Below are 24927 nucleotides of genomic sequence, written 5' to 3'. Positions count from 1 at the left end.
GGGCGGCGCGGGCGGCGCGGGCGGCGCGGGCGGCGCGGGCGGCGCGGGCGGCGCGGGCGGCGCGGGCGGCGCGGGCTTCACCGTGACGGCGAGGATCCCGCGTACATGATCACGATTCTGATTTGCGGACGACCAGGCGATGGTCCGGTCGAACGCGGAGATCGACGCGGACCTCGTGGTGGCCGAGCAGACCGTCAAGACCCACGTCGGCCGGATCCTGGGCAAACTCGGACACCGGGATCGCACTCAGGCCGTGGTCCTCGCGTACGAGACGGGGTTGGTGGCTGCCGGAGAGTAACCTGGAATCGTCCGAACGGGTGTTCCTCACCACCTGTGGGGAACCTGAGTTTCTTAAGCCGCGCTTAAGGGGTACAGTCCTCCCCGGTTCCCAGGCCCGACGACTTGACGGAGGTGATCGCTGTGCGAGATAGCGATCCTCCTAGTCGCGGCCGGGACGCTCGCCGGCGCTTCTGACCGCCGGCACAGACTCCCACCCCGCACCCACCGGCTCGGCCCTGTCCTCAGGGGAGCCGGCATCGTCGTGTGCGCCGCGACGACGGGTGCCGGGCATGGCCGCGACGTGAGCTGAGCGCGTTTCCCCGCTCGATCATGTTGCGGAAGAAGGTGGCTCCACCCATGAAGAACCTCATCGCACCCCTCGGCTTCACGGTCCTCTCGGCGTGGGTCGTCCTGCTCTTCGTCCTCGCCTCGCACAACACGCCGTGACCCTCCCCTGCGGAGGACCACGGCGTCCGTAGAGGATCGGATCAGGGCAGGCGGGACGTCCACAGCAGACTCATGGCGGCGCCGATCAGGCCGAACAGCAGGGCCGTCGCCGCGTACCACTGAGTGACCTCGCGCGGCTCGGTCCGGTGACCGATCGAGCTGCCCATGTCCTCGTAGACCTTCTTGAGCTCGCCCACCGAGGCGGCCTCGTAGAAGTAGCCCTGCGTCCGCTCCGCCAGCTCCTGCAGCGAGAGCCGGTCCACCGGCACCCGCTGGAGCTGGCCACGGATGTCCACCACGCCGGTGTCGGTGCCGAACGCGATCGTCGAGACCGGCACGTTCGCCCCGGACGCCGCGGTCGCCGCGTCCTCGATCGAGCGGCCCGACGTGCGGTACCCGTCGGAGAGCAGCACGATCCGGGCCGGCGGGGCGCCGTCCGTGCCGTCGGCGGGCACCGAGCGGATGGCGTCCAGCGAGGTGAAGACCGCCTCACCGGTCGCGGTCGCCTCGGCCAGCGTCAGGCTGTCGATCCCGGCGATCACCTCGGCACGGTCCTTGGTCGGCGCGACCAGCACGTTCGCCGACTTCGCGAACGACACCAGGCCCAGGTTGTAGGTGGCCGGCAGCTCGTTGACGAACGCCTTCGCCGCCTCCTGCGCCGCCTCGATCCGGGTCGGCGCCACGTCGTCGGCCTGCATGGAGAGCGAGACGTCGATGGCGAGCATCACGGTGGCCCGCTCCAGCGGCTGCTCGGTGTCGACCGAGGGCCGGGCGCTCGCCGCCGCCAGCGTGCCCATCATCAGCAGGAACGCACCCGCCGAGACGTGTTTGCGCCAGCCCAGGCCGCGCGGCGCCAGGGTGCGGAGCAGGTCGACGTTGGTGAAGCGCATCGCGTACGAGCGCTTGTGGAACTGCCGCCAGACGTAGACGCCGGCGACGGCCAGCACGGGCAGCACGGTGAGCAGCCACCACGGAGCCAGGAAACGGATCATCGCGTCGTCCCTCGGGTACGGGCGTGGCGCTGGGCGGCCACGAAACGGACCATGTCCAGCAACCAGTCGGTGTCGGTGCGCAGCCGGAGGTGGGCCGCGCCGGCGGCGCGCAGGGTGCGGGCGATCGCGGCCCGCTGCTCGCCCGCGGCCGCCGCGTAACGCTCGCGGAGCCGCGGGTCGGCGGTCTGCACCTCGTGCAGCTCGCCGGTCTCGGGATCGGCCAGGGTCAGCACGCCGACGTCGGGAAGCTCCAGCTCACGTGGGTCGACCACCTCGATGGCGAGCACGTCGTGCCGGACGCCGAGCTTGCGGATCGGCCGCGCCCAGCCCTCCACCGGCGCCATGAAGTCGGAGATCACCACGGCCACGCCGCGACGCCGCGGTGGCCGGTTCAGCATGTCGATCAGCGCGCCCAGGTCGGTCCGCCCGGGCCGGATCCTGGTCCGGGCGATCGCGCGCAGCAGGCCCTGGGCCTCCTTGCGCCCCGGCCGTGCCGGCAGCCGCAGGACGGGCGGGCTCTCCTGCTGCTCGGCCTCCGTCGCCGCCTTGCGCAGCCATCGTCTCCTGGATTGCTCCGGTACGCCCGAGCCGGTGCCCACGACCGCACCGATCCGGTTTCCACCGCGCACCGTGAGATGGGCGATCGCGGTCGAGGCGGCGATCACCAGGTCGCGCTTGAGCCACTTGGCGGTGCCGAAGTCGAGGCTGGCCGAGAGGTCCACGGCGAGCCAGGTCTCCAGCTCCCGGTCGGCCACCGTCTGCCGGACGTGCGGCTGCGTGGTCCGCGCCGTGACCGGCCAGTCCATCCGCCGCACGTCGTCGCCGGGCCGATACTCCCGCGACTCGCCGGGCTCGGTGCCCGGGCCGGGGAGCAGGCCCACGTAGTCGCCCTGGAGCAGCCCGTCCAGTTTCCGCGTGACCAGCAGCTGCAACCGGGCCAGCACCGCCTCGGCCCGGGCCGTCTCGTCCGAGGCGGCCGGCGCGGGGAGGTCGGAGACGGTCATTGCTGGGCGGGCCAGCCGCCGGCCTGCGGGTGCTGCGGGTACGCCGGGGCGCCCGCGGGAACGCCGCTGGTGGGCTGCACCAGGGCCGGGTTGTACGCCCCCGGCTGGCCGGGCTGGCCCGGCTGCGGGACGACGAGCGGCGGCCCGAGCGGGGGCTGGCCGTTCGGTGCGATCCCGTTGGGGGCCGACCCGTTCGGCGAGGTGCCCTGGCGGGACGCGACCGACGGCATCGGCACGGTCTGCATGATCCGGGCGACGATGTGGTCGGCCGGGATGTCGTCGGCGAGCGCGTCATAGCTGAGCACCAGGCGGTGCCGCAGGATGTCCGGCGCGACGTCCTGCAGGTCCTGCGGCAGCGCGTAGTCCCGGCCGCGCAGCAGGGCCAGGGCCCGGGTGGCCCGGACGATGCCGAGCGAGGCCCGCGGGGAGGCGCCGTACTGGATCAGCTGGGCGACGTCGGGCATGCCGTGCTGGGCCGGCGCGCGAGTGGCGAGCACCAGGCGGACCGTGTAGTCCACCAGGGCGTTGTGCACGAAGACCTGGTCGGCCCGGCGCTGCAGGGCGAGCAGGTCGTCCGGCGTGAAGACCTGCTTCGGCTCCGGGGCGCTCACCCCCATCCGGTAGACGATCTCCCGCTCCTCGGTGTCGGTCGGGTAGCCCACCAGGATCTTCATCAGGAAGCGGTCGCGCTGCGCCTCGGGCAGCGGGTAGACGCCCTCCTGCTCGATCGGGTTCTGCGTCGCCATCACCAGGAACGGCGTGGGCACGTCGTGGCTCTTGCCACCGATCGACACCTGGTGCTCGGCCATCACCTCGAGCAGCGCCGACTGGACCTTGGCGGGCGCACGGTTGATCTCGTCGGCGAGCAGGAAGTTGACGAAGACCGGGCCGAGCTCCACGTCGAACTTCTCGCTGGACTGGCGGTAGATCCGGGTGCCGACGATGTCGGCGGGCACCAGGTCCGGGGTGAACTGGACCCGGGAGAACGAGCCGCCGACCACCTTGGCCATCGTCTCCACGGCGAGCGTCTTGGCCACGCCGGGCACGCCCTCGAGCAGGCAGTGGCCGCGCGCGAGCAGCGCGACGAACATCCGCTCGACCATCCGATCCTGGCCGACGATCACCCGCTTGACCTCGAACATCGCGCGTTCCAGCTGCGACGCGTCGTGCGCCGGCGGCACCGGCGCACCGGCGTCGGCGCTCGTCTCGGTCTCGGGCGTGCTGGGCTGCGCCACCGGTCCTCCACAACGGTCGTGATCCGCCGGCGCGAATGCCGACGCTCAAGACTTACACGACACACAACTACATACGGCTGAGAGGTTCCTAAGAGCCGGACACCACACCGTCGTCCCCGGCAGCCTAGGCGCACCGCTCGTCATCTGACCGTCATCATCCCCGTACGCGGCGCATCACCGCAGCCCGGGGCACCATAGGCCGGTCGTGTTGATCTTTCCGCGCGATCCGCCGGATCGGGCACGGTCACCGGGTGGATGCGTTCGGGCCGGAAGCGTGTAGCATTTGCAGCGTCGCCGGGCGGCTTCCCCCGTGGCCGCCCGGCGCTCAAACTCCTTTTGAAAGGCTAGGATCCTTTCAATGGTTGAGGACCTCCTTTCCGGTACGCCCATCGAGCTGGCACCCCAGTGCTCGGCGAAGGGCTGTCGCGCGGGCGCGGTCTGGCAGCTGCACTGGAACAATCCGAAGCTGCACGCCCCGGAGTACCGGAAGACCTGGCTGGCCTGCGACGAACACCGGACCACCCTCGGCGCCTTCCTCGACGCCCGGCGATTCCTGCGCGACGTGACGCCCTTCGCCCCGGCGCCGGCGATGCCGTCATCTCCTAGTCTGGATACGTGAGCGAGCCCTCGGCGTCGGCCGTCGATCCCCTGCGGCCCTGGCCGGACACGGTCCAGTGGCGCCCGGTCTCCCCCCGCCTGGTCACTGTGGAGCTGCTCGGCCTCGCCGTCTGGCAGGTCATCCTGCTCACCGGGCTCGGCGCCGGCTGGTGGCTCGGCGGCCAGCGCGTCTGGCCGGTCCTGATGGGCGCGGTCCTGTTCCTCGGCGTCTGGCGGGCCACGGTCGCCGTCCGCGCGGTCCGCGCCTGGGGATACGCCGAACGCGACAACGACCTGATGGTCCGCCACGGCCTGGTGATCCGGCGGCTCTCCATCGTCCCGTACGCCCGCATGCAGTATGTGGACGTCACCGCCGGGCCGCTGGAGCGCGCGTTCAAGCTGGCCACGGTCCAGCTGCACACCGCCGCCGCGGCCAGCGACGCCCGGGTGCCGGGGCTGCCCCCGGAGGAGGCCGCCCGGCTGCGCGACCGCCTCACCGCCCTCGGCGAGGACCGGGCCGAGGGCCTGTGACCGACCCCGGCGCCGTCCCGCCCACCCCACCCCCCGGCGTTCCGCAGGCCTACCCCGGCGGCCCGCAGGGATGGCCCGGCGGCCCGCAGGCCTACCCCGGCGGCCCGCAGGGATGGCCGGGAGCGCCCGGCGGGTGGCCGGGCATGGGTGGTGGACCGGGCGGAGTGCAGGAGGCGCCGGAGGTCCGGGAGCGACAGCGGCTGCATCCGCTGAGCCCGCTGCTGCACGGGGCCAAGAGCCTCGCGGTGATCGTCGCGGCGCTCTCCTGGCAGACGCTGGGCCGGCTCGGGCTGGAGCACTTCGCGATCGTGGTGCTGGTGTTCGCCGTGGGCGCGGTGATCTTCTCGGCGATCGGCTGGTGGAACACCGGGTACCAGGTGGTCGGCCGGGAGCTGCGGATCAGTGACGGGCTGCTCTGGCGGCGGAACCGGGCCATCCCGCTCGACCGGCTGCAGGCGGTGGAGCTGCGGCGGCCGCTGCTCGCCCAGCTGACCGGGCTGGCCGAGCTCCGGCTCGAGGTGGTCGGCGGCGGCAAGACCGAGGCGCCGCTCGCCTACCTCAGCGTCCAGCACGCCTCCGAACTGCGGGAACGGCTGCTCGCGCTCTCCGCGCGTACCCGCAACGAAAGCGGAGGAGACGCGGGGCCCGCGGCCGCGGCAGCCACCGGGACCGCGCACGAACATCCGCTGTTCCGGGTCCGCAACCAGAACCTGCTGATCAGCCAGCTGCTCACCCCGCAGGCGTTCCTGCTGCCGGTCGGCGTGGCGTGGGTGGTCGTGCAGTTCGTGCTGGAGGGGTCGTGGACCTTCATCGGCATCGCCAGCACGGTCACCGCGATGGCCGGCGTGCTGCTGCAGCCGATCCGCCGGGTGCTGCGCGACTGGAGCTTCCGGCTGGCCCGGGACACGGACGGACGGCTGCTGGTCCGGTACGGCCTGCTGGAGACCCGCAGTCAGGCGGTACCGCTGCACCGCGTCCAGTCGATCCGGATCACCTGGCCGCTGCTCTGGCGCGGCACGCACTGGCTCTACATGCGGTTGGACGTCGCCGGGTACGCGGCACCCCAGCAGGGCAACGACGCGGGCTCGGACCGGCTGCTCCCGGTCGGCGACGAGGCCACCGCGCGGGCGCTGATCGGCACGGTGCTGCCCGGAACCGATCTCGCCGTGCTGGCCACCTCGCCGCCGCCGCGCCGGGCACGCTGGCTGCATCCGGTCGGGTTGCGGTTCATGGGCGTCGGGCTGGCCCCGCAGGTGCTGGTGACCCGCCACGGGTGGCTGACCCGGGAGATGACCCTGGTGCCGTACGCGCGGCTGCAGAGCGTCCGGGTGGTCCAGGGCCCACTGCAGCGGCTGTTCCGGCTGGCGACGGTCTACGCGGACGCGGCCGGCGGGCGCTCGGGGGCGGCCCGGGACCGGGACCTCGCGGAGGCGTGGGCGATCGCGGACCAGCTGGCGGTGCGCTCCCGGCAGGCCCGGCAGGCCCCCTCCCCCGCGCCGGCGCCGCAGGCCGGGCCGCCGGTGACCCCGGCACCCTTCGCGGGGCCCTACGGAACACCGGTTCCCCTCGCCCCACCTCCCGGCCCGCTCCACCCCACGGCGGGTCCGGCCACGACGGGTCCAGCCACGACGGGTCCAGCCACGGCGGGTCCAGCCGCGACGGGTCCAGCCACGACGGGTCCAGCCGGGGAGGCGGACGACGATGCGTTCTGGAGGCGGCCGGCGGGGTCTTAGGGCGGCGGGGTTCGCGCCTTAAGCTGACGGGATGGAGCTACCGGAGTTCGCGCCCGGCCTGAACGCCCGGGTCGAGTTGCTGGTCACCGACGCCGACACCGCGCAGTCGATCGGGTCCGGTGACGTGCCGGTGCTGGCGACGCCCCGGCTGCTCGCGCTCGCCGAGGCGGCCACGGTGGCGGCCACCGCGCGGCAGATACCCGGCGGCATCACCACGGTCGGCACCCGTGTCGAGCTGGAGCACCGGGCGCCGACCCCGGTCGGACGGCGGGTGATCGCGCACGCCACGCTGGCCAAGGTCGACGGCCGCAAGCTCTTCTTCGACATCGAGGTCCACGACGGCGACGAGCTGGCCGCCACGGTCCGGGTGGAGCGCACCCTGCTGGACCGCCAGAGGTTCATCGCCCGCGCCCTGGGCGACTAGGCGAGTGTGCCCCAGCGGGCGGTCAGCTCCGTGGTCGTGGGCATCGCGGTGGCGCCGCCGGGGTGTTCGCAGACCAGGGCGGCCACCGACAGGGCGAAGGCGACGTGCCGGTGCCAGGTCGCCGGGTCGGCCGGGCGGCCCTCGGTGAGCAGACGGTGGACCAGTGCGGCCATCACCGAGTCGCCGGCGCCGGTCGCGTCGACGGCGGACACCGACGGGGCCGGGACGGTGGCCGTACCCGAGGAGGCGCCCGAGGAGGTCGCGACGTAGGCGCCGTCGGCGCCGAGGGTGACCACCACCGCGCCCGCGCCGAGGGCCAGGATCCGCTCGGCGGCCGGGGCCGGGTCGGGTGAGCCGTAGAGGGTCTCGGCGTCGGCGGCGCTCAGCTTGACCAGGTCGGCGGTGGCGAAGAACTCCTCGACCAGGTCGCGGAGCGCGTCCACCGCGGCGGCGTCCGGGAGGAGCTTCGGGCGTACGTTGGGGTCGAAGACCCGGATCGGCCCCTCGGTCGCCCACGCGGCCCGGGCGGCGGACCGGAACGGCTCGCGGAGCAGGCAGATCGAGCCGGTGTAGAGCACGCCCGCGCCCGCCAGCACGGCCGGATCGAGGTCACCGGGTTCGAGCAGGGCGTACGACGGCGGCTCGCCGTAGAAGGTGAACGTCGGCTCGGCGCCCTCGAACGTGGTCACCGCGAGCGTGGTGGGCACCCCGACCCGCCGCACCCCCGCGCACCCGACCCCGGCCTCGGCCAGGAACGCCGCGATCCGCTCACCCAGCACGTCGGTGCCGAGCGAGCCCAGGTACTCCGCCGAGCCGCCGAGACGCGCGACACCGACCGCCACGTTGAGCGGGGCACCACCGATCGCCTGACGATAGACCGGAATCCCGGCGACCTCCGCTTCCAGCAGGTCGATCAGTGCCTCGCCCAGGACCACCGCGTACGCCATGACAACAGCCTCGCGCATGACCGGCCGCCGCGGCCAGCGGGGGTTTTCCGAACTAATAAGTCCTGATTTGCCAGAATTAGGGGATGATTGGACGACGTTTACTCTTCACTCTGCCCATCGCCGTGGGAGCATGTCTGGCCGCGCCGGGCGCCGCCACCGCGAACCCGATCAGTTTCGGTCCCTGGAAGCCCGGGGCGAACGCGGTCACCTACGACCCGGCGGTGGTGCCGGTCGGCTCCACCGCCGATCTGAGCTTCATGGCCACGATGAGCACCCTGGGCATCCGGCTCACCGTCACCGGGATGCGCCCGCACCGGACGTACGGCGCTCATCTGCACGTCAACAGGTGTGGCGCGGACCCGAAGGACGCCGGGCCGCACTATCAGCACGAGCACGACCCGGCCGCGACGAAGGAGAAGCCGTCGAGCGACCCGCGGTACGCCAACCCGGAGAACGAGGTCTGGCTGGACTTCACCACCGACGCCGGGGGCTCGGCCACCGTGGTCCGGGTGCACGACGGGATGTTCCACGGCACCCGGCCCCGCTCGCTGGTCCTGCACGCGGAGAAGACGAAGACCGCCGCCGGTACGGCCGGTTCCGCGGGCACCCGGGTGGCCTGCCTCAACCTGCCCTTCGGATACGACGCCCACGGAGGCCGGTGACCCTCTTCAGATCGAGGCGGTAACGTCGGGGAACCGCTGAACATCGGAGAGGACCTTCCCATGGCCGAGCAGAACAAGGGCGCGCAACCCGCTCCCAGGACGGAGTCCCACGACCCCGCCTTCCCGGAGGCGTTCCTGCAGTTCATGCGCACCGGCTGGCGGGAGGACCCGATCGAGGTCGCGGCCCTGCCCGAGGCGCCGAACTACGCGAAGCGGCGGGCCGCGCTCTCCGAGGCGTTCCCCGGCGAGACCCTGATCATCCCGAGCGGGAACGAGAAGGTTCGGGCCAACGACACCGACTACGCGTTCCGCCCCGGCAGCGACTTCGTCTACCTGACCGGCGACCGGGACCCGGACAGCGTCCTGGTGATGCGGCCGAGCGGCTCGGGCCACGACGCGGTGCTCTATACGCGGGAGCGGAACTCCAAGGAGACCGACCGATTTTTCAGAGACAGGAACGGCGAGCTCTGGGTGGGGCGTACGCACACGCTCGCCGAGAAGTCGGCCGAGCTGGGCCTGGAGACCGCCTCGCTGGGCCTGCTCGGCCCGGCCCTGGCCGGTTCGGCGCCGGGCCGCACCCGGGTGCTGCGCGGCTTCGACCCCAACGTCGACCGCACCGTCCTGCAGTACGAACCCAACCCGGCCAAGCCCCGTGAACGCGAGCTGGCCTGGGTGATCTCCGAGCTGAAGCTGGTCAAGGACGAGTGGGAGATCACCCAGCTGCAGCAGGCGATCGACGCCACGGTGCGCGGCTTCGAGGACGTGGCCCGGGTGCTGCCGGCCGACCGCGGGGTCAAGGAGCGCCTGCTGGAGGGCGTCTTCGGCCTGCGCGCCCGGCACGACGGCAACGACGTCGGCTACGGCTCGATCGTCGGCGCCGGCGCGCACGCGACGATCCTGCACTGGATCCGGAACACCGGCGTCACCACGCCCGGCGAGCTGCTGCTGATGGACATGGGCGTCGAGGGGGAGAACTTCTACACCGCCGACGTGACCCGGACGATCCCGGTCTCCGGCACCTTCACGCCGCTGCAGCGCCAGGTCTACGAGATCGTCTACCGCTCGCAGCAGGCCGGCATCGACGCGGTCCGCCCCGGCGTCGCCTTCCGCGACGTACACAAGATCTGCATGCGGGTGCTCGCCGAGGGCCTGCACGACCTGGGCCTGCTGCCGGTGAGCGTGGACGAGGCGATGGCCGACGACAGCACGGTCTACCGCCGCTGGACGCTGCACGGTTTCGGTCACATGCTCGGCATCGACGTGCACGACTGCGCGCATGCCCGCAACGAGACGTACCGGGACGGCGAGCTGGCCGAGGGCTACGTGCTGACCGTGGAGCCGGGCCTCTACTTCCAGCCCGAGGACGAACTGGTCCCCGAGGAGCTGCGCGGCATCGGCATCCGGATCGAGGACGACGTGCTGGTCACCGCGGACGGCTGCCGCAACCTGTCGGCCGGTCTGCCGCGCGAGGCCGGCGAGGTCGAGCAGTGGCTGGCCGCCCAGCGCGAGGCCGGTCCGCGCCTGCCTGCCTGATCGTTTCCGGACGGCGCCGGTCTCTCTGAGAGAGACCGGCGCCGCCTTCTCACGACCTCAGTTCCCGGGTACGTAGTCGGCGACGCCGAAGCACTCGGCCTCACTCGCCTCGTCGGTGACGTTGATGGTCACCTTCACCGGGTGGCCGTCCGCGGCGTCGTACTCGGTGCTGACCTGGCCGCCGTCGTCCGCCGTGGTCTGCGCCATGTCGAGCAGCTGGGCCAGCGACGGCACCTCGATCTCCTCGCCGCCGTCCTCGGTGATCGGGCCGAGGTCCACGTCGGCGGAGGCGGTCGGCGCGGCGCTGGCACCGGCCTGGCCGTACCGGGTGACCTCGCCGTTCTCCACGGTCGCGGAATACCGGTCCTGGTCGGCGTCGCAGCCGACGGTGAGCACGTAGGTGTAGGAGGCCGGCTCGGTCCAGGCCGGCGCGGCGCTGGCCGGGACCGCCGAGGGCACCGGATCGGTGAAGGTGGGATCGTCGGACTCCGACGAGCTGCAACCGCTCACCAGGCCGACGAGGAGTAACGCGCACAGGGCACGCGGGAACCGCACCAGGACCTCCGCTTTTCGCCGGGCACGCCGACCGCCGGCGGACCGCGCGCGAAATCTAACTCATGTCCCTGTCCCCACGAAGACCGCCACGGACCGGGGCGGCACACATCCGGGAGAAGCGGTCCGCAGCACCGGGTCGGCGGAATCGATCAGGACCGGGTGCAGCCGCAGTTCGCCGGCGAGCGGCACCGCGACCGGTTCCGCGAGGGCGTTGAAGACCACCACGTGCCGCGTCCAGCGGTCGTCGAGCCCGGTGCCGTCCAGGCACATCACGATCACCCCGGGCTGCTCGCCCGGACCGCCGAGCGGGAAGCTCACCCGGCGCTGCACCTGTTCGGCGGTCGGCAGCCCGAAGACCGGCGAGCCGGTCCGGATCCGGAGCAGTTCCCGGTAGCGCTCCGCGGCCGTCGCGATCACCTCCGGGCCCGGCACCAGCGCCGGATCGGCGAGCAGTGGGCGCGCGAACTCCCATTTCGCCGCGTTCTCGGCGGCGGGTGGCAGGCCGATCCCGAAACCGTTCCCGTCGGCCGGGTCCCAGCGGATCTGGTTGAACCAGTCCCCGGAGTCGTACGAGTTCCGGTCCAGCGACTTGGAGCGCAGCCGCTCGCTGCCGAGCGCCACGAACCCGGCTCCCTGGCTCAGCACCACCAGCGCGAGGGCCAGCACCTGCATCCGCGCCCGGTCCTCGGCGGCCGTCTCCCGGGGCAGCTTGAACGCCATCGCGTCGTACAGGATCTCGTTGTCGTGCGCGTCGACGTAGTTGATCGTCTCGCCGGGCGCCGCCGCGTACCCACCCGGCCGCCCGTGGTAGCCGATCTCCGCCCCGCTGCGCTCCACCCCGTCGTGCGCCGTGAACCGGTACGCCGCCAGCCCACCGGCCAGCCCCACCTTGATCTGATCGTGAACGGCGAGCGGGGTGTCCGCCCCGAGACCGGTCGCGAACCCGCGCGTCCCCGGATCCTCGGCGAACGCGCCACCGCCGCGCGCGGCGTCCCGCAGCCGGTCGTTGAAGGTCGCGATGCCGGTGCCGGCCATGTTGAGCTGCGTCGCCTGGGCGAACCGCGCGTCACCGGCCACCTCGCCGAAGTCCCAGCCCTCGCCGTACAGGAGAAGGTCCTTTCCGGAGTCGTGCACGTGGTCGAGGCGGATCCGGGCCTCGAGGATGTTGGCCCGCGGATGGTGGCCCATCAGGTCGAAGCGGAAGCCGTCGACGCGGTAGTGGCGGGCCCAGACGAGCAGCGAGTCGATCACCAGCTTGCCCATCATCATGTGCTCCGGCGCGGTGTTCGCGCAGCAGGTGGAGTCCGCGGTGGCGCCGTCCGCCAGCCTGCGGTGGTAGTACCCCGGGACGATCCGGTCGAGCACGCTGAACCGGTCGAGCCCGTCCGCCACGGTGTGGTTGTAGACGACGTCGAGCACCACCCGCAGTCCGATGCCGTTCAGGGCCGCGATCGCCGCGCGCAGCTCCCGGATCCGGGCCGGGCCGTCCGGGTCGGTGGCGTAGCTCCCCTCGGGGACGGTCCAGTGCCAGGGGTCGTAGCCCCAGTTGTAGCCGTCCCGGCCGGCCACCTCGGCGATCGCCCGCTGCTGCTCCGCCGAGTCGGGCGGGAGGGAGGCCAGATCGCAGCGGGGCTCCGCCCGGTCGGCGCGGCGGTCCGGCACGCCGGCGAAGTCGTTCACCGGGAGCAGGTGCACGTGGGTGAGCCCGGCCTCGGCGAGCGAGCGCAGGTGCCGCATGCCGGCCGTGTCCGGGTGGGTGAAGGCCAGGTAGGTGCCCCGGTCCGCGGGCGGCACGGTGGCGTCGAGGATGGAGAAGTCCCGCACCGAGACCTCGGCGATCTGCGACCGGGCGGGCGCCACCGCGGGCGGTTTCACGAGCGCGTCCCAGCCCGGCGGCATCAGATCAGGATCGGACAGATCGATCAGCTGGCTGTGCGTGGAGCCGACCGCGAGCGAGACCGAGTACGGGTCCGTCACGCCGGTCGTCACCACCTCCCCCACGGCGGGGTGCCAGACCTCCACCCGGTAGCGGTAGAAGCGGCCGATCCACGTGGGGTCGCCGGTCGCGTACCAGACACCGGTGAGGTCGTCCCGGGTCATCGGCAGGACCTCGTCGCCGAGTTCGAGGGCCACGTCGCGGGCGGTCGGCGCCCAGACCGAGAGGCGCACACCGTCCTCGTCGATCACCGGGCCCAGCTCGGCGTCGGCGGCCTCCCGGTAGAGGTCGTCGAGGACACCCGCGATCTGCACGCCGGTCCCGCACGCCGCCAGCGGGCCCCGCAGCAGGTCACTGAGCGACTTATCTGACATGTCAGGCACATCGAACGCCCGATATTCCCGAAGGTGCGGGAACCGCCGGATCTGCGCGGGCGAGAGGCCGGACGGCCGGGGCGTCAGGGTGAGGTCGTTCAGCCGCGGGGTATCCACCCCGAAGCGGGGCTCCGGCGGCAGGGCGATCGTCGCCCGATCGACGAAGACCGCGAAGGAACGAGCAGGATCGAGGTCCGGCATCGCAACATCGTCGCACCGGGATGCGACGTTTTCCCGGCGAGGAGACGCCCGGCTGCGAGGATCGGCAGGTGGACCCCGCCTTGCGGGGGCTTACAAGACGGACGTACGGTTTACCGGACGGCACAACCGAGAGTTAGGCATACCTAACCCGAAGGTCGCCCTTTCGGTGCGAAAGACTTGACTTCCAGTCGCTGGGTGTGAAGGAGATGACGGTGGCCAGCCTCGACACCTTTGGTGCGAAGAGCGAGCTGCGCGTCGGAGACGCGAGCTACGAGATTTTCACGATCGACAAGGTGAAGGGGCACGATCGCCTGCCCTACTCCTTGAAGATCCTCCTGGAGAACCTGCTGCGTACTGAGGACGGCGCGAACATCACCGCCGACCACATCAACGCGCTGGGCTCCTGGGACCAGAACGCCGACCCCAGCGTCGAGATCCAGTTCACCCCGGCACGGGTGCTGATGCAGGACTTCACCGGCGTGCCCTGCGTGGTCGACCTGGCCACCATGCGCGAGGCCGTGAAGGACCTGGGCGGCGACCCCACCAAGGTCAACCCGCTCGCCCCGGCCGAGCTGGTCATCGACCACTCGGTCATCGCCGACCTCTTCGGCCGCGAGGACGCCTTCCAGCGCAACGTCGAGCTGGAGTACCAGCGCAACCGCGAGCGCTACCAGTTCCTGCGCTGGGGCCAGACCGCGTTCAACGAGTTCAAGGTCGTCCCGCCGGGCACCGGCATCGTGCACCAGGTCAACATCGAGTACCTGGCCCGCACCATCATGGAGCGCAACGGCCAGGCGTACCCGGACACCGTGGTCGGCACCGACTCGCACACCACCATGGTCAACGGCCTGGGCGTGCTGGGCTGGGGCGTCGGCGGCATCGAGGCCGAGGCCGCCATGCTCGGCCAGCCGGTCAGCATGCTGATCCCGCGCGTGGTCGGCTTCAAGCTCTCCGGCGAGGCGCCGGCCGGCACCACCGCGACCGACCTCGTTCTGACGATCACCGAGATGCTGCGCAAGCACGGCGTGGTCAGCAAGTTCGTCGAGTTCTACGGCCCCGGCGTGAGCGCGGTGCCGCTGGCGAACCGGGCCACCATCGGCAACATGTCGCCGGAGTACGGCTCGACCGTCGCGATCTTCCCGATCGACGAGCAGACCATCGACTACCTCAAGCTCACCGGCCGCACCGACGAGCAGGTCGCGCTCGTCGAGGCGTACGCGAAGCGGCAGGGCCTCTGGCTCGACCCGAACGCCGAGCCGGACTACAGCGAGAAGCTGGAGCTGGACCTCTCGACGATCGTCCCGTCGCTCGCCGGGCCGAAGCGCCCGCAGGACCGGGTGCTGCTCAGCGAGGCCAAGTCGGCCTTCCGTGGCGCGCTGCCCACCTACGTCAAGGCGGACGACGAGGCCGGCAAGGAGTCCTTCCCGGCCAGCGACCCGCCCGCGCAGAGCATCGGCCGCGCGACGAAGCCGACCCTGGTCAAGGGCGACGACCGCGTGGAGTACGAGATCGACCACGGCGCGGTCGTGATCGCCGCGATCACCTCCTGCACCAACACCTCGAACCCGCAGGTCATGATCGGCGCCGGTCTGCTGGCGAAGAAGGCCGTGGAGAAGGGCCTGACCCGCAAGCCGTGGGTCAAGACCACCCTGGCCCCGGGCTCCAAGGTCGTCTCCGACTACTACGACCGGGCGGGCCTCACGCCGTACCTGGACAAGGTCGGTTTCAACCTGGTCGGCTACGGCTGCACCACCTGCATCGGCAACTCCGGCCCGCTGCCCGAGGAGATCTCGGCCGCGATCAACGAGGCCGACCTGACCGCGGTCAGCGTCCTCTCCGGCAACCGGAACTTCGAGGGCCGGATCAACCCGGACGTCAAGATGAACTACCTGGCGTCCCCGCCGCTGGTGGTCGCGTACGCCCTCGCGGGCTCGATGGACATCGACATCACCACCGAGCCGCTCGGCGTCGGGTCGGACGGCGAGCCGGTCTACCTGACCGACATCTGGCCGTCCGCCAAGGAGATCGACGAGGTCATCGCGCAGGCGATCGGCGCGGAGGGCTTCGCCACGGCGTACCAGAACGTCTTCGCGGGTGACGAGCAGTGGCAGTCGCTGCCGACCCCGACCGGTGACACCTTCGCCTGGGCCGGTGACTCCACCTACGTCCGGAAGCCCCCGTACTTCGAGGGCATGGCCGCCGAACCGGCCCCGGTCAAGGACATCGCCGGCGCCCGGGTGCTCGCCAAGCTGGGCGACTCGGTCACCACCGACCACATCTCCCCGGCCAGCTCGATCAAGGCCGACTCCCCGGCCGGTCGGTACCTCGCCGAGCACGGCGTCCCGCGCGCCGAGTTCAACAGCTACGGCTCGCGCCGCGGCAACCACGAGGTGATGATCCGGGGCACCTTCGCCAACATCCGGCTCCGCAACCAGCTGGTCCCGGGCGTCGAGGGCGGCTTCACGGTCAACCACCTGACCGGCGAGCAGACCACCATCTACGACGCCTCGGTCGCCTACCAGTCGGCCGGCGTCCCGCTGGTCATCCTGGCCGGCAAGGAGTACGGCTCCGGCTCGTCCCGCGACTGGGCGGCCAAGGGCACCATGCTCCTCGGCGTCCGCGCCGTCATCGCCGAGAGCTACGAGCGCATCCACCGCTCCAACCTGATCGGCATGGGCGTCCTGCCGCTGCAGTTCCCGCAGGGCCAGACCGCCGAGTCCCTCGGCCTGACCGGCACCGAGACGTTCTCCTTCGCGGGCGTCACGGAGCTCAACGACGGCACCACGCCGCGCACGGTCAAGGTCACCACCGACACCGGCATCTCGTTCGACGCGGTCGTCCGCATCGACACGCCCGGCGAGGCCGACTACTACCGCAACGGCGGCATCCTGCAGTACGTCCTCCGCAAGATGCTCCGCGGCTGACGTCCCGGTTCCGCTCGGCGGCCCCGTCCTTCCGGGCGGGGCCGCCGCTTTTTCAGATCAGGACCCATGTCGCAGCGGGGCGGCAGCCTTTAGTCCGTCTTTGGGTGGTGGGCGGGGCGGTTGGATGGGGGTACGGACCGCTGCTCCCGCCGAGGGTCGGTCGGGGGCCCAGCTCCGCTGCCCCTCTCCCTCCACCTGCGTGCGTGGTCGCGCCCGAAAAACCCGCTCACCGCCGCCCGTGAACCAGACGGCGGGCCAGCGCGAACAACCGCACCGGGTCCTCGGCCAGATAGGCCCACTTGGCGCAGACGTACTGCAGGTACTGCTCGTGCGCGACGACGTGACCGGGGTGCCGCCGGATCACCTCGTCGAAGAGCGCCCGCTCCGCCGCCGGTTCGATCTGCAGACCACGCCCGGCGATGAGTCGCCAGGTCCACGCCGTCACGTCGTCCGGGTCCCGGGCCAGCACCGCCTCCAGCCGCTCCTCGGCGAACCGCAGCCGGGCGAAGAACTCGTCGAACCGGCTCGGCTGGTGTATTGCGCCCGCCGCCGCCCCCGCGCGGCCCACGCCCAGGAGACACCGTGGCAGCCGAGCACCAGATCCGGCAGGGTCGACTCCGGCTCCGCGCGGGCCCACTCCTCGGCGCACTCCCGCACGTCGCCTGCGCTGGCCTCGGCCAGCACGCCCATCAGGAACGCGCGGAGGTCCGGGTCGGTGGCCGCGCCCACCACGTCCTGGAGGGCACGCCAGTCCCGGCCGCGCAGCGCCGTGAGGAGCGCCACGGCCTGCGGTTCGCCCGCCGCCGGATCCACGGCGAGCCCGGCGACCGCCCGCGGCGGCCACCACGAACCGGTCCGGCGGCGGCCCGCGCCGAGCACCCGGCGCTCCTCGGTCCGCCGGGTCAGGAGCCCGAGGACGAGACCGAAGACTGCGCCACCGGCGAGCGAGATGAGGAAACGGGCGGGGCTCCGGGGACCGTCCGCCGTGACGAAGAGGAAGAGCCCGAAGAGCAGGCCCAGGGCAGGAAACCGCAGCCGGAGAGGATGGAGCAACGACACACTCCTCATGTTCCCGGCGAACGCCCGCGGATGAATAAGCTTCGGGAATGGACGACAACACAGTGCTGAGCCGCATCCACGGGCTGGTCGAGGAAGAGCACCGGCTGCGGAGCCAGCTGAGCCAGGGCGCGATCTCGTCGGATGAGGAGCATGCGCGGCTCAAGGAGCTCGAAGAAGCCCTGGACCAGTGCTGGGATCTGCTGCGGCGGCGCCGGGCGGCCCGGGACGTGGGGAACGACCCCGACGCGGAGAAGGCGCACAGCGTCAGCGAGGTCGAGAACTACATCCAGTAGGCGAGGCCGCCCTGCGGACCAGCCGGAGCCGCGCCCCGCTCGCGAGTGCGAGCGGGGCGACGGAGCCGGCGGCAGGGCGGGCCACCACGGGCGGGCCACCACGGGCCGGGCTACCGGAGGCCGGCCTCGAAGAGGAGGCCGATGATCACGGCGTCCGGGTCGACGTCGAGGCCGCGGGAGCGGAACCACGTCGCGACGTTGCGGACGTCGCGGGCGATGAACTCGGCGCCGCGCGGGTTGGCGACCACGTCGACGATCTGCGGCAGGTCGATCAGGACCAGGCGGCCCTCGTGGACCAGGATGTTGTACGGCGAGAGGTCACCGTGCGCCACCTGGGCCCGGGCCAGCACCGAGAGCGCGTCGACCATCTGCCGCCACAGGTCGTCCAGGGACTCGCCGCGGACCTGGGCCAGGCGGGGCGCCGCCTCCCCGGTCTCCCCGTCGCCGATGAACTCCAGCATCACCTCGGTGCCGATCAGCTGGACCGGGTACGGCACCCGGATCAGGCCGCTCTCCTCGCCGATCGTCCACAGGCGGCTCAGCGCGTCGAACTCGGCCGCCGCCCACTGACCGGCGATCAGCTCCTTGCCGAACGACGTCCGGTTGGTCATCGCCCGCATCTCGCGGGAGCGCCGGACCCGGCGTCCCTCGAGGTAGCCGGCGTCGCGGTGGAACATCCGGTGCTCGCCGTCGCGGTACCGCTTGGCGGCGAGCAGGCAGCTCTCCCCGGTGTCGGGGAGGAATCGCCGGACCAGGAAGACGTCGGCTTCCTTGCCGGTCTTCAGCACACCCAGTTCAGCATCGACGGCACGATGTTCCGTGCGTACCCATGAAGGCTTTGGATCGGGACCGTGCACGGCGGCGTCCCAGCTGGACCACCGATCGCCGACATCCGGAAGGTCTGGATCCTCCTGCAGGGCCGGCGTCAGCCGACCGCGCTTCAGCAGGAGGGAATCGTCGTCGTCGAACTTGCGCCGGCCACGTCGCGGGGCCGGGTGCTCGTCGAAAGAGCGCACTGCGGGATCTCCTCAGAGAAGGAAGGGAAAGTCGAAATCGAAGGCATGACAAAGACAGCGGCCACGATGTCCACCCCCTTCTTCTCTGTGAGACGTGTGCGTGCCTGACTCTCCCGGACCACCGGGAACGCCGCAACCCATTTACGACGAGGGGCGGGTCGCCATGATCGCGGAGAGGCCCTGGATCACGTTGCCGACCACGCGGGTCGGTGCGAAACGGTTGTCCGACCACTCCCGGCCGCGGTGCAGCCAGACACTCGGCAGGCCCATCGCCGCCGCGCCGCCGATGTCCGACTCCGGGCTGTCACCGACCACCCAGGCGCCGGCGAGGCGCATCCGGACCCGCTGCGCGGCGAGCGCGAAGATCCGCGGGTTGGGCTTGCTGACCCCGGCCTGCTCGGATATCACCCAATCGGCGACATAGCGGTCCAGCCCGGTACGCCGGATCCGCCCCTCCTGCTGCTCGGCCGCGCCGTTGGTGACCACGACGGGCACGATTCCCGCGTCCCGGGCGATCTCCAGCGCGCAGCCGACCAGGGGATCGAGCCGTTCGAATGCGGCGGGCCCCTGGTTCAGCTCGTCGACCAGATCGATGGCCGGCACTCTCAGCTGGTAGCGCTCGCGGAGCAGGTCGGCGAGGTCCCACCGGTTGGTGAGCCCGTCGGCGTCCACGGCGATGAGCCAGTCCAGATCGTCCTGCGATGCGGAGATCTCGTCGAGGAAGCCTTTCGCCCACAACCGGAACGCACCACTGCGGTCGAGCAGGGTGTCGTCCAGGGAGAGGAAGACTAGAGGCACCCGGGCACTGTACGTGAGCGCCGAACCCACCCGACAGACCAGGCTTGTTAACAAAGCGCCGCGACTCCGGCGAAATTCGCATCATCCGATCGGGGTAGGCGAACCGCTAGAAAGCCGTACGTACGGATTGCAAGACCACGGCGCACCGTGACACGATCAGCGCGTGCCCAGGGTAAGCCAGGATCAGCTCGACGCCCGCCGCCACGAGATCCTCAACGCGGCCCGCGGCTGCTTCGCGCGATACGGCTACGAGGGCGCCACGGTCCGCCGCCTCGAAGAGGCCACCGGGATGTCCCGTGGTGCGATCTTCCACCATTTCCGCGACAAGGAGTCACTGTTCCTCGCGGTCGCCGAGGACGACGCCGGCACGATGGTGGAGACGGTCGCCCGCAACGGCCTGGTCCAGGTGATGCGGGACCTGCTGGCCCGGGCCGGCGGCAGCGACGGTGACACGGCCGGCTGGCTCGGCACCCAGCTGGAGGTCTCGCACCGGCTGCGCACCGACCCCGCCTTCGCCAAGCGCTGGGCGGAGCGCTCGGCCGCGATCGCCGACGCCACCCGCGACCGCCTGCAGCGCCAGCGCGACGCCGGGGTGCTGCGGCAGGACGTCCCGGTCGAGGTGCTCACCCAGTTCCTGGAGCTCGCCTACGACGGCCTGGTCCTGCACCTGGCCACCGGCCGCCCCCCGGGCGAGCTGGCCCACGTCCTGGACGTCGTCGAAGAGGCCGTGCGCCGCCACTGACCCGGTCCTGACAGGATGGACCCATGGATCTCGGGCTGGCCGATCGCGTCTTCATCCTCACCGGGGCCTCGCGCGGCCTCGGGTTCGCCACCGCGCGGGCGCTGGTCGACGACGGGGCACGGGTGGTGATCTCCTCGCGGAACGCCGAGCAGGTCGCCGAGGCCGTCGCCGAGCTGGGGCCGAACGCGGCCGGGCTCGCCGCCGACCTGGCCGACGACGGCACCCCGCGGGAGCTGGTGGACACCGCGCTGGAGCGGTTCGGCCGGCTGGACGGCGCGCTGATCTCGGTCGGCGGGCCCACCCCGGGCACCGCGGCCTCGATCGACGACGCGCAGTGGCGGGCCGCCTTCGAGACGGTCTTCCTCGGCTCGGTCCGCACCGCCCGCACCGTCGCGAACGCGCTGCCCGAGGGCGGTGCGATCGCTCTCGTGCTCTCCACCTCGGTGAAGACGCCGCTGGCCGGGCTCGGCGTCTCCAGCGGCTTCCGGCCGGGGCTCGCCATGGTCGCCAAGGACATGGCCGACGAGTTCGGGCCGCGCGGCGTGCGGGTGCTCAGCATCCTGCCCGGCCGGTTCATGACCGCCCGTAGCCGGGAGCTCTTCGAGGCCACCGACGACCCGGCCGCCGCCACCGCCGAGGTGATCGCCGCGATCCCGCTGCGGCGGATCGCCGAGCCCATCGAATTCGGTCGCGCGGCCGCGTTCCTGCTCTCCCCCGCGGCGAGCTTCGTGACCGGCTGCGTGGTCCCGGTCGACGGCGGCTCCCTGCGCACACTGTGAAGCCCACCCTCGACGAGCTGCGTGCCGCCGCGGACCGGACCATCCCCGATGTGATCGGTCCCGGTCTGCGGGTGCTCTTCTCCGGGATCAACCCGAGCCTCTACTCGGCGGCGACCGGCCACCACTTCGCCCGGCCCGGCAACCGGTTCTGGCCGACCCTGCACGGCGCCGGCTTCACCGGCCGCCTGCTGCACCCCTCCGAGCAACACCTGCTGCCCGCGCTCGGCCTGGGCATCACCAACGTCGTGGCCCGGGCCACGGCCCGTGCCGACGAACTCTCTCCGGAGGAGTTCCGGCTGGGTGGTTCCCTTCTCGCTTCCCGGGTACGCACGTTCCGGCCGGCCCACATCGCGATCCTCGGGGTCACGGCGTACCGTGCCGCGTTCGGGCGCCCGAAGGCCGGGGTGGGCCCGCAGCCCGAGGAGATCGGCGGCGTCGGGGTCTGGGTGCTCCCGAACCCGAGCGGACTGAACGCCTCCTACCAGCTCCCCCGGCTGATCGAGGAGTTCACCCGGCTGCGCGAGGCCGCGGCGTAGTCGTCTCGTCGCCCGGGCGGGGCGGCAGCACCCGCTGCTCGTGGATCACCGTCTCGCGGCGGAACCGGTCGGCGTTCGGGTGCCAGGCCTCGTCGATCGGGCCCATGATGCCGCCGCCGATGCCCTTGCGCTTCACCCACCTGCCGAACCGGGCGAAGAGGTAGAGCAGCGCGGCGAAGAACACGGCGAACACCAGGAGGCCGGTCACGGTTCCACGGTACCGGCCGGGACCGTGACGATCGACACCTCCTCCTCGTGGGCGGGTGCCGGGATCGCCTCGGCGAACTGCGTACGGTAAAGCTCGCTGTAAAGACCGCCGACCGCGACCAGGTCCTCGTGGCGGCCGTGCTCGACGATCCGGCCGTGCTCCATCACCAGGATCTGATCGGCGGCCCGGACGGTGGAGAGACGGTGCGCGATGACCAGCGCCGTCCTGCCCTTGAGCGCCTCGGTGAGCGCGCGCTGCACGGCCGCCTCGGACTCGCTGTCCAGGTGCGCGGTCGCCTCGTCGAGGATCACGATCGACGGCTGTTTGAGCAGCAGACGGGCGATCGCGATGCGCTGTTTCTCCCCGCCCGAGAAGCGGTAGCCGCGCTCACCCACCACCGTCTCCAGCCCGTCCGGCAGGCTGCGGACCAGGGTGTCCACCTGGGCGCCGGCCAGCGCGGCCCACATCTGCTCCTCGGTCGCGTCCGGGCGGGCGTACCGCAGGTTCTCCGCGATGGTCTCGTGGAAGAGGTGCGAGTCCTGGGTGACCACGCCGACCGTGTCGCGCAGCGAGCCCAGCGTCGCGTCGCGGACGTCGACACCGTCGATCAGCACCGCGCCCGAGGTGGTGTCGTAGACCCGGGAGACCAGCATCGAGGTGGTCGACTTGCCCGCGCCGGAGGGCCCGACCAGCGCGACCATCCGCCCCGGCTCGACCGTGAAGTCGACGCCGCGCAGCACCGGCGTGTTCTCGGTCCGGTCCAGGGTCGCCACGTCCTCCAGGGTGGCGAGCGAGACCTCACTCGCGCTCGGGTAGCGGAACCAGACGTCGCGGAACTCGATCCGGCCCGCGCCCGCCGGGATCGGCGTCGCGCCCGGCTTCTCGTCGATGCCGGGCTTCAGGTCGAGGACCTCGAAGACCCGGTCGAACGAGACCAGCGCGCTCATCACGTCGACCCGGACGTTGCTGAGCGCGGTGAGCGGGCCGTACAGGCGGGTGAGCAGGAGCGCCAGCGTGACCACGGTGCCGGCCGAGACCTCGCCGCGCACGGCGAGCCAGCCACCCAGCCCGTACGTCAGAGCCTGCGCGAGAGAGGCGACCAGCAGCATGGCCACGAAGAAGGTCCGGGAGAACATCGCCTGCTGGACCCCGATGTCGCGGACCCTCTCGGCCCGCTCGCCGAAGCGCGCCGCCTCGGCCTCGGGGCGGCCGAAGAGCTTGACCAGCAGCGCTCCGGAGACGTTGAAGCGCTCGGTCATCGTCGCGTTCATCGTCGCGTCGAGGTTGTACGACTCCCGGGTGATCTCGGCGAGCCGCTTGCCGACCCGCCGCGCCGGGACGATGAAGACCGGCAGGAGCAACAGCGAGAGCACGGTGATCGGCCAGGAGAGGGTGAACATCACGGCCGCCGTGAGCACCAGCTGGATCACGTTGCTCAGCACGCCGGAGACCGTCGAGGTGAACGCCCGCTGCGCACCCATCACGTCGTTGTTGAGCCGGCTGACCAGCGCACCGGTCTGGGTACGCGTGAAGAACTGCAACGGCATCCGCTGCACATGGTCGTAGACGCGGGTGCGCAGGTCGAGGATGATCCCCTCGCCGATCCGCGCCGAGTACCAGCGCTGGACCAGCGAGAGCAGCGCGTCGGCGACCGCGAGACCGGCGATGAACAGCGCGATGCGCACCACCGTGCCCGCCGCGCCGGCGCCGCCGCCGGTGATCGCGTTGACCACGTCACCGGCGAGCAGTGGCGTCGCCACCCCGATGCCGGCGTCGAAGACGACGGCGATCAGGAAGACCGTGATGTCCCGGCGGTAGGGCCGGGCGAACCGCAGGATGCGCCGGGTGGTGCCGCGCTTGACCCGGTGGTCCGCCACCTTGTCGGACTGCTGGATCGCGCGCAGCATGCCCCAGCTCGACATGCTCATACGTCACACCTCCCGGGCCGGCACTTTCGAGCAACCCGGGAGGTGGGGCCGCTATTCCTACTCTCCGGTTCCGAGGAGCTCTGCCAGCCGGCGGGTCTGTGCCTCCCGCTCGGCGCGGTCCTGCTCCGCGTACGACCGGCCGGGAGCGCCGGCCAGCAGCGCCTTGATCTCGGCGACCGCTCCGGGATTCCCGGCCAGGATCGCGGCGGCGAGGTCCTCGACCGCCGGGTCCAGCTCGGTCCGCGGCACCACGGCGGTGGCCAGACCGAGCCGGTCCGCCTCGTCCGCGGCGATCCGCCGCCCGGTCACGCATATCTCCAGTGCCCGCGACGGACCGACCAGCTCGGTGAGCCGTTTGGTGCCGCCGAGATCGGGTACGAGTCCGAGAGTCACCTCGGCCATGGAGAACTTGGCGTCGTCCGCCAGCACGCGCATGTCACAGTTGAGTGCGAGCTGGAATCCCGCGCCGATCGCATGCCCCTGCACCGCCGCGATCGATACGATGGAGGGACTCCGCAACCAGGTGAACGCGGTCTGGAAGCCGGCAATCCGATCCGCGCACTCGGTCGCCGACAACTGCGCCAGACGGGCCAGAGAAGAATCGCCGGTCCCTTGCGCGACCGACAGATCCAGGCCCGCGGAAAACGCGCGCCCTTCGGCCCGGACAATGACGACGCGGACGTCGCCGGGCAATTTCCGGGAAATGGTGCCGAGCTCCGACCACATGGCTGGAGTCTGGGCATTGAGTACGTCGGGCCGGGTCAACGTCACCGTTGCCACCGGCCCGGCCTGTTCGTAGCGAACGCCTACCTCGTCGGTGGTTACCGCGTTTGCCGGGCCGGCGCTGCCGGCCGTCACGCCTTCTTGCGGCGGCGGGCGCCGCCACGCTGGCGTAGCTGCACACCCGATTCGGTGAGCACGCGGTGGACGAATCCATAGGAGCGGCCGGTGGAAGCGGCGAGGGCCCGGATGCTCTCCCCGGAGGTGTAACGCTTCACCAGGTCCTTGGCGAGCGACTGCCGCTCGCTACCGACGATTCGACGACCCTTCTCAGTACTGGTAGCTGTGCCAGTGGCTGCCATCTTGAATCCTCACGTCGCAGACAGTGCGGTCAGATACGGTCCCACCTATTACACCGCCTCCAACGATCATGCGCCAGGCATCTCGCGTCGAGGAACGTGCCCATTTATTACT

The 24927-nt window shown here is 71.6% G+C and carries 25 protein-coding genes and 1 pseudogene; 12 read left to right on the top strand and 14 right to left on the bottom strand.

Going from position 1 to position 24927, the window contains the following annotated elements; genetic code table 11:
* Window positions 1–148 precede the first annotated feature (148 nt).
* Window positions 149–298, top strand: a pseudogene (locus AB0M08_RS35340) (helix-turn-helix transcriptional regulator); the annotation flags it as partial.
* A 469-nt stretch (window positions 299–767) separates the two neighbouring features.
* Here AB0M08_RS35340 and AB0M08_RS35335 read toward each other — a convergent pair.
* Genes AB0M08_RS35335 through AB0M08_RS35325 form a run of 3 tightly spaced genes read right to left on the bottom strand, consistent with a single transcriptional unit; the run spans window position 768 to window position 3957 of the window.
* Complete coding sequence (locus tag AB0M08_RS35335) at window positions 768–1718, bottom strand: VWA domain-containing protein (RefSeq protein ID WP_364503122.1); 951 nt, start codon at window positions 1716–1718, stop codon at window positions 768–770.
* On the bottom strand, window positions 1715–2722 hold the full coding sequence (locus tag AB0M08_RS35330) for a DUF58 domain-containing protein (protein WP_364503120.1): 1008 nt from the start codon (window positions 2720–2722) through the stop codon (window positions 1715–1717). The genes AB0M08_RS35335 and AB0M08_RS35330 overlap by 4 nt, the downstream gene beginning before the upstream one ends.
* A complete protein-coding gene (locus AB0M08_RS35325; protein ID WP_364503117.1) occupies window positions 2719–3957 on the bottom strand; it encodes a MoxR family ATPase in 1239 nt (412 codons plus the stop codon). Before AB0M08_RS35325 ends, AB0M08_RS35330 begins: the two co-directional genes overlap by 4 nt.
* A 358-nt stretch (window positions 3958–4315) precedes the next feature.
* Between AB0M08_RS35325 and AB0M08_RS35320 the strand changes: the two genes are divergently transcribed.
* From AB0M08_RS35320 to AB0M08_RS35305, 4 genes are read left to right on the top strand one after another with little or no spacing between them, the layout of a single operon-like run.
* A complete protein-coding gene (locus AB0M08_RS35320) occupies window positions 4316–4576 on the top strand; it encodes a hypothetical protein (protein ID WP_364503115.1) in 261 nt (86 codons plus the stop codon).
* On the top strand, window positions 4573–5085 hold the full coding sequence (locus tag AB0M08_RS35315; protein ID WP_364503113.1) for a PH domain-containing protein: 513 nt from the start codon (window positions 4573–4575) through the stop codon (window positions 5083–5085). Before AB0M08_RS35320 ends, AB0M08_RS35315 begins: the two co-directional genes overlap by 4 nt.
* Window positions 5082–6818: a PH domain-containing protein gene (locus AB0M08_RS35310; protein WP_364503110.1), complete on the top strand. Its 1737-nt coding sequence runs from the start codon at window positions 5082–5084 to the stop codon at window positions 6816–6818. The genes AB0M08_RS35315 and AB0M08_RS35310 overlap by 4 nt, the downstream gene beginning before the upstream one ends.
* 31 nt (window positions 6819–6849) lie before the next feature.
* Complete coding sequence (locus AB0M08_RS35305; RefSeq protein ID WP_364503108.1) at window positions 6850–7242, top strand: hotdog domain-containing protein; 393 nt, start codon at window positions 6850–6852, stop codon at window positions 7240–7242.
* Here AB0M08_RS35305 and AB0M08_RS35300 read toward each other — a convergent pair.
* On the bottom strand, window positions 7239–8189 hold the full coding sequence (locus AB0M08_RS35300; RefSeq protein WP_364503138.1) for a carbohydrate kinase: 951 nt from the start codon (window positions 8187–8189) through the stop codon (window positions 7239–7241). The genes AB0M08_RS35305 and AB0M08_RS35300 overlap by 4 nt on opposite strands.
* Before the next feature lie 122 nt (window positions 8190–8311).
* On the opposite strand from AB0M08_RS35300, the gene AB0M08_RS35295 reads away from it, so the two are divergent.
* Together AB0M08_RS35295 and AB0M08_RS35290 are read left to right on the top strand one after the other, a co-directional pair.
* The gene (locus AB0M08_RS35295) at window positions 8312–8851 is read left to right on the top strand and encodes a superoxide dismutase family protein (RefSeq protein WP_364503105.1); all 540 of its coding nucleotides are present in this window, start codon (window positions 8312–8314) and stop codon (window positions 8849–8851) included.
* A 60-nt stretch (window positions 8852–8911) separates the two neighbouring features.
* The gene (locus tag AB0M08_RS35290; protein ID WP_364503103.1) at window positions 8912–10384 is read left to right on the top strand and encodes an aminopeptidase P family protein; all 1473 of its coding nucleotides are present in this window, start codon (window positions 8912–8914) and stop codon (window positions 10382–10384) included.
* 57 nt (window positions 10385–10441) lie between these two features.
* Here AB0M08_RS35290 and AB0M08_RS35285 read toward each other — a convergent pair whose 3' ends face one another.
* A complete protein-coding gene (locus tag AB0M08_RS35285) occupies window positions 10442–10939 on the bottom strand; it encodes a hypothetical protein (protein ID WP_364503100.1) in 498 nt (165 codons plus the stop codon).
* 60 nt (window positions 10940–10999) lie between these two features.
* Entirely contained in the window at window positions 11000–13450 is a 2451-nt protein-coding gene (gene pulA, locus AB0M08_RS35280) for a pullulanase-type alpha-1,6-glucosidase (RefSeq protein WP_364503099.1), read from the bottom strand.
* Between the two features lie 197 nt (window positions 13451–13647).
* Here pulA and acnA point away from each other — a divergent pair, with 197 nt between their 5' ends.
* On the top strand, window positions 13648–16374 hold the full coding sequence (acnA, locus tag AB0M08_RS35275; RefSeq protein ID WP_364503096.1) for an aconitate hydratase AcnA: 2727 nt from the start codon (window positions 13648–13650) through the stop codon (window positions 16372–16374).
* 226 nt (window positions 16375–16600) lie between these two features.
* Here the strand turns inward: acnA and AB0M08_RS35270 are convergent, their stop codons facing one another.
* Together AB0M08_RS35270 and AB0M08_RS35265 are read right to left on the bottom strand one after the other, a co-directional pair.
* The gene (locus AB0M08_RS35270) at window positions 16601–16843 is read right to left on the bottom strand and encodes a hypothetical protein (protein ID WP_364503093.1); all 243 of its coding nucleotides are present in this window, start codon (window positions 16841–16843) and stop codon (window positions 16601–16603) included.
* Window positions 16816–17427 carry a hypothetical protein gene (locus AB0M08_RS35265; RefSeq protein WP_364503090.1) on the bottom strand — a complete coding sequence of 204 codons (612 nt, stop codon included), beginning with the start codon at window positions 17425–17427 and terminating at the stop codon, window positions 16816–16818. The genes AB0M08_RS35270 and AB0M08_RS35265 overlap by 28 nt, the downstream gene beginning before the upstream one ends.
* A gap of 53 nt (window positions 17428–17480) precedes the next feature.
* Between AB0M08_RS35265 and AB0M08_RS35260 the strand changes: the two genes are divergently transcribed.
* Window positions 17481–17726, top strand: a complete 246-nt coding sequence (locus AB0M08_RS35260) for a DUF2630 family protein (protein ID WP_364503087.1) — start codon at window positions 17481–17483, stop codon at window positions 17724–17726.
* A gap of 110 nt (window positions 17727–17836) precedes the next feature.
* Here the strand turns inward: AB0M08_RS35260 and AB0M08_RS35255 are convergent, their stop codons facing one another.
* Together AB0M08_RS35255 and AB0M08_RS35250 are read right to left on the bottom strand one after the other, a co-directional pair.
* On the bottom strand, window positions 17837–18742 hold the full coding sequence (locus AB0M08_RS35255) for an RIO1 family regulatory kinase/ATPase (protein WP_364503084.1): 906 nt from the start codon (window positions 18740–18742) through the stop codon (window positions 17837–17839).
* A 141-nt stretch (window positions 18743–18883) separates the two neighbouring features.
* Complete coding sequence (locus AB0M08_RS35250) at window positions 18884–19540, bottom strand: HAD family hydrolase (RefSeq protein WP_364503081.1); 657 nt, start codon at window positions 19538–19540, stop codon at window positions 18884–18886.
* A 163-nt stretch (window positions 19541–19703) separates the two neighbouring features.
* Between AB0M08_RS35250 and AB0M08_RS35245 the strand changes: the two genes are divergently transcribed.
* The 3 genes from AB0M08_RS35245 to mug are packed head-to-tail and all read left to right on the top strand — an operon-like array spanning window position 19704 to window position 21597.
* On the top strand, window positions 19704–20282 hold the full coding sequence (locus AB0M08_RS35245) for a helix-turn-helix domain-containing protein (protein WP_364503078.1): 579 nt from the start codon (window positions 19704–19706) through the stop codon (window positions 20280–20282).
* Between the two features lie 23 nt (window positions 20283–20305).
* Window positions 20306–21061: an SDR family oxidoreductase gene (locus AB0M08_RS35240; protein WP_364503076.1), complete on the top strand. Its 756-nt coding sequence runs from the start codon at window positions 20306–20308 to the stop codon at window positions 21059–21061.
* Window positions 21058–21597 carry a G/U mismatch-specific DNA glycosylase gene (gene mug, locus AB0M08_RS35235; protein ID WP_364503073.1) on the top strand — a complete coding sequence of 180 codons (540 nt, stop codon included), beginning with the start codon at window positions 21058–21060 and terminating at the stop codon, window positions 21595–21597. The genes AB0M08_RS35240 and mug overlap by 4 nt, the downstream gene beginning before the upstream one ends.
* Here mug and AB0M08_RS35230 read toward each other — a convergent pair.
* Genes AB0M08_RS35230 through AB0M08_RS35215 form a run of 4 tightly spaced genes read right to left on the bottom strand, consistent with a single transcriptional unit; the run spans window position 21569 to window position 24815 of the window.
* Window positions 21569–21805, bottom strand: a complete 237-nt coding sequence (locus AB0M08_RS35230; RefSeq protein ID WP_364503070.1) for a hypothetical protein — start codon at window positions 21803–21805, stop codon at window positions 21569–21571. The genes mug and AB0M08_RS35230 overlap by 29 nt on opposite strands.
* Window positions 21802–23733, bottom strand: coding sequence for an ABC transporter ATP-binding protein (locus tag AB0M08_RS35225; protein ID WP_364503067.1), 1932 nt, complete (start codon window positions 23731–23733; stop codon window positions 21802–21804). The genes AB0M08_RS35230 and AB0M08_RS35225 overlap by 4 nt, the downstream gene beginning before the upstream one ends.
* 57 nt (window positions 23734–23790) lie before the next feature.
* Window positions 23791–24591: an enoyl-CoA hydratase/isomerase family protein gene (locus AB0M08_RS35220; RefSeq protein WP_364503064.1), complete on the bottom strand. Its 801-nt coding sequence runs from the start codon at window positions 24589–24591 to the stop codon at window positions 23791–23793.
* Window positions 24588–24815, bottom strand: coding sequence for a helix-turn-helix domain-containing protein (locus AB0M08_RS35215; protein ID WP_014441759.1), 228 nt, complete (start codon window positions 24813–24815; stop codon window positions 24588–24590). Before AB0M08_RS35215 ends, AB0M08_RS35220 begins: the two co-directional genes overlap by 4 nt.
* Between the last annotated feature and the right edge of the window lie 112 nt (window positions 24816–24927).

It is taken from the genome of Actinoplanes sp. NPDC051851 (assembly GCF_040681165.1).
Classification (GTDB): domain Bacteria; phylum Actinomycetota; class Actinomycetes; order Mycobacteriales; family Micromonosporaceae; genus Actinoplanes.
This window is presented reverse-complemented; position numbering and strand designations above follow the sequence as displayed.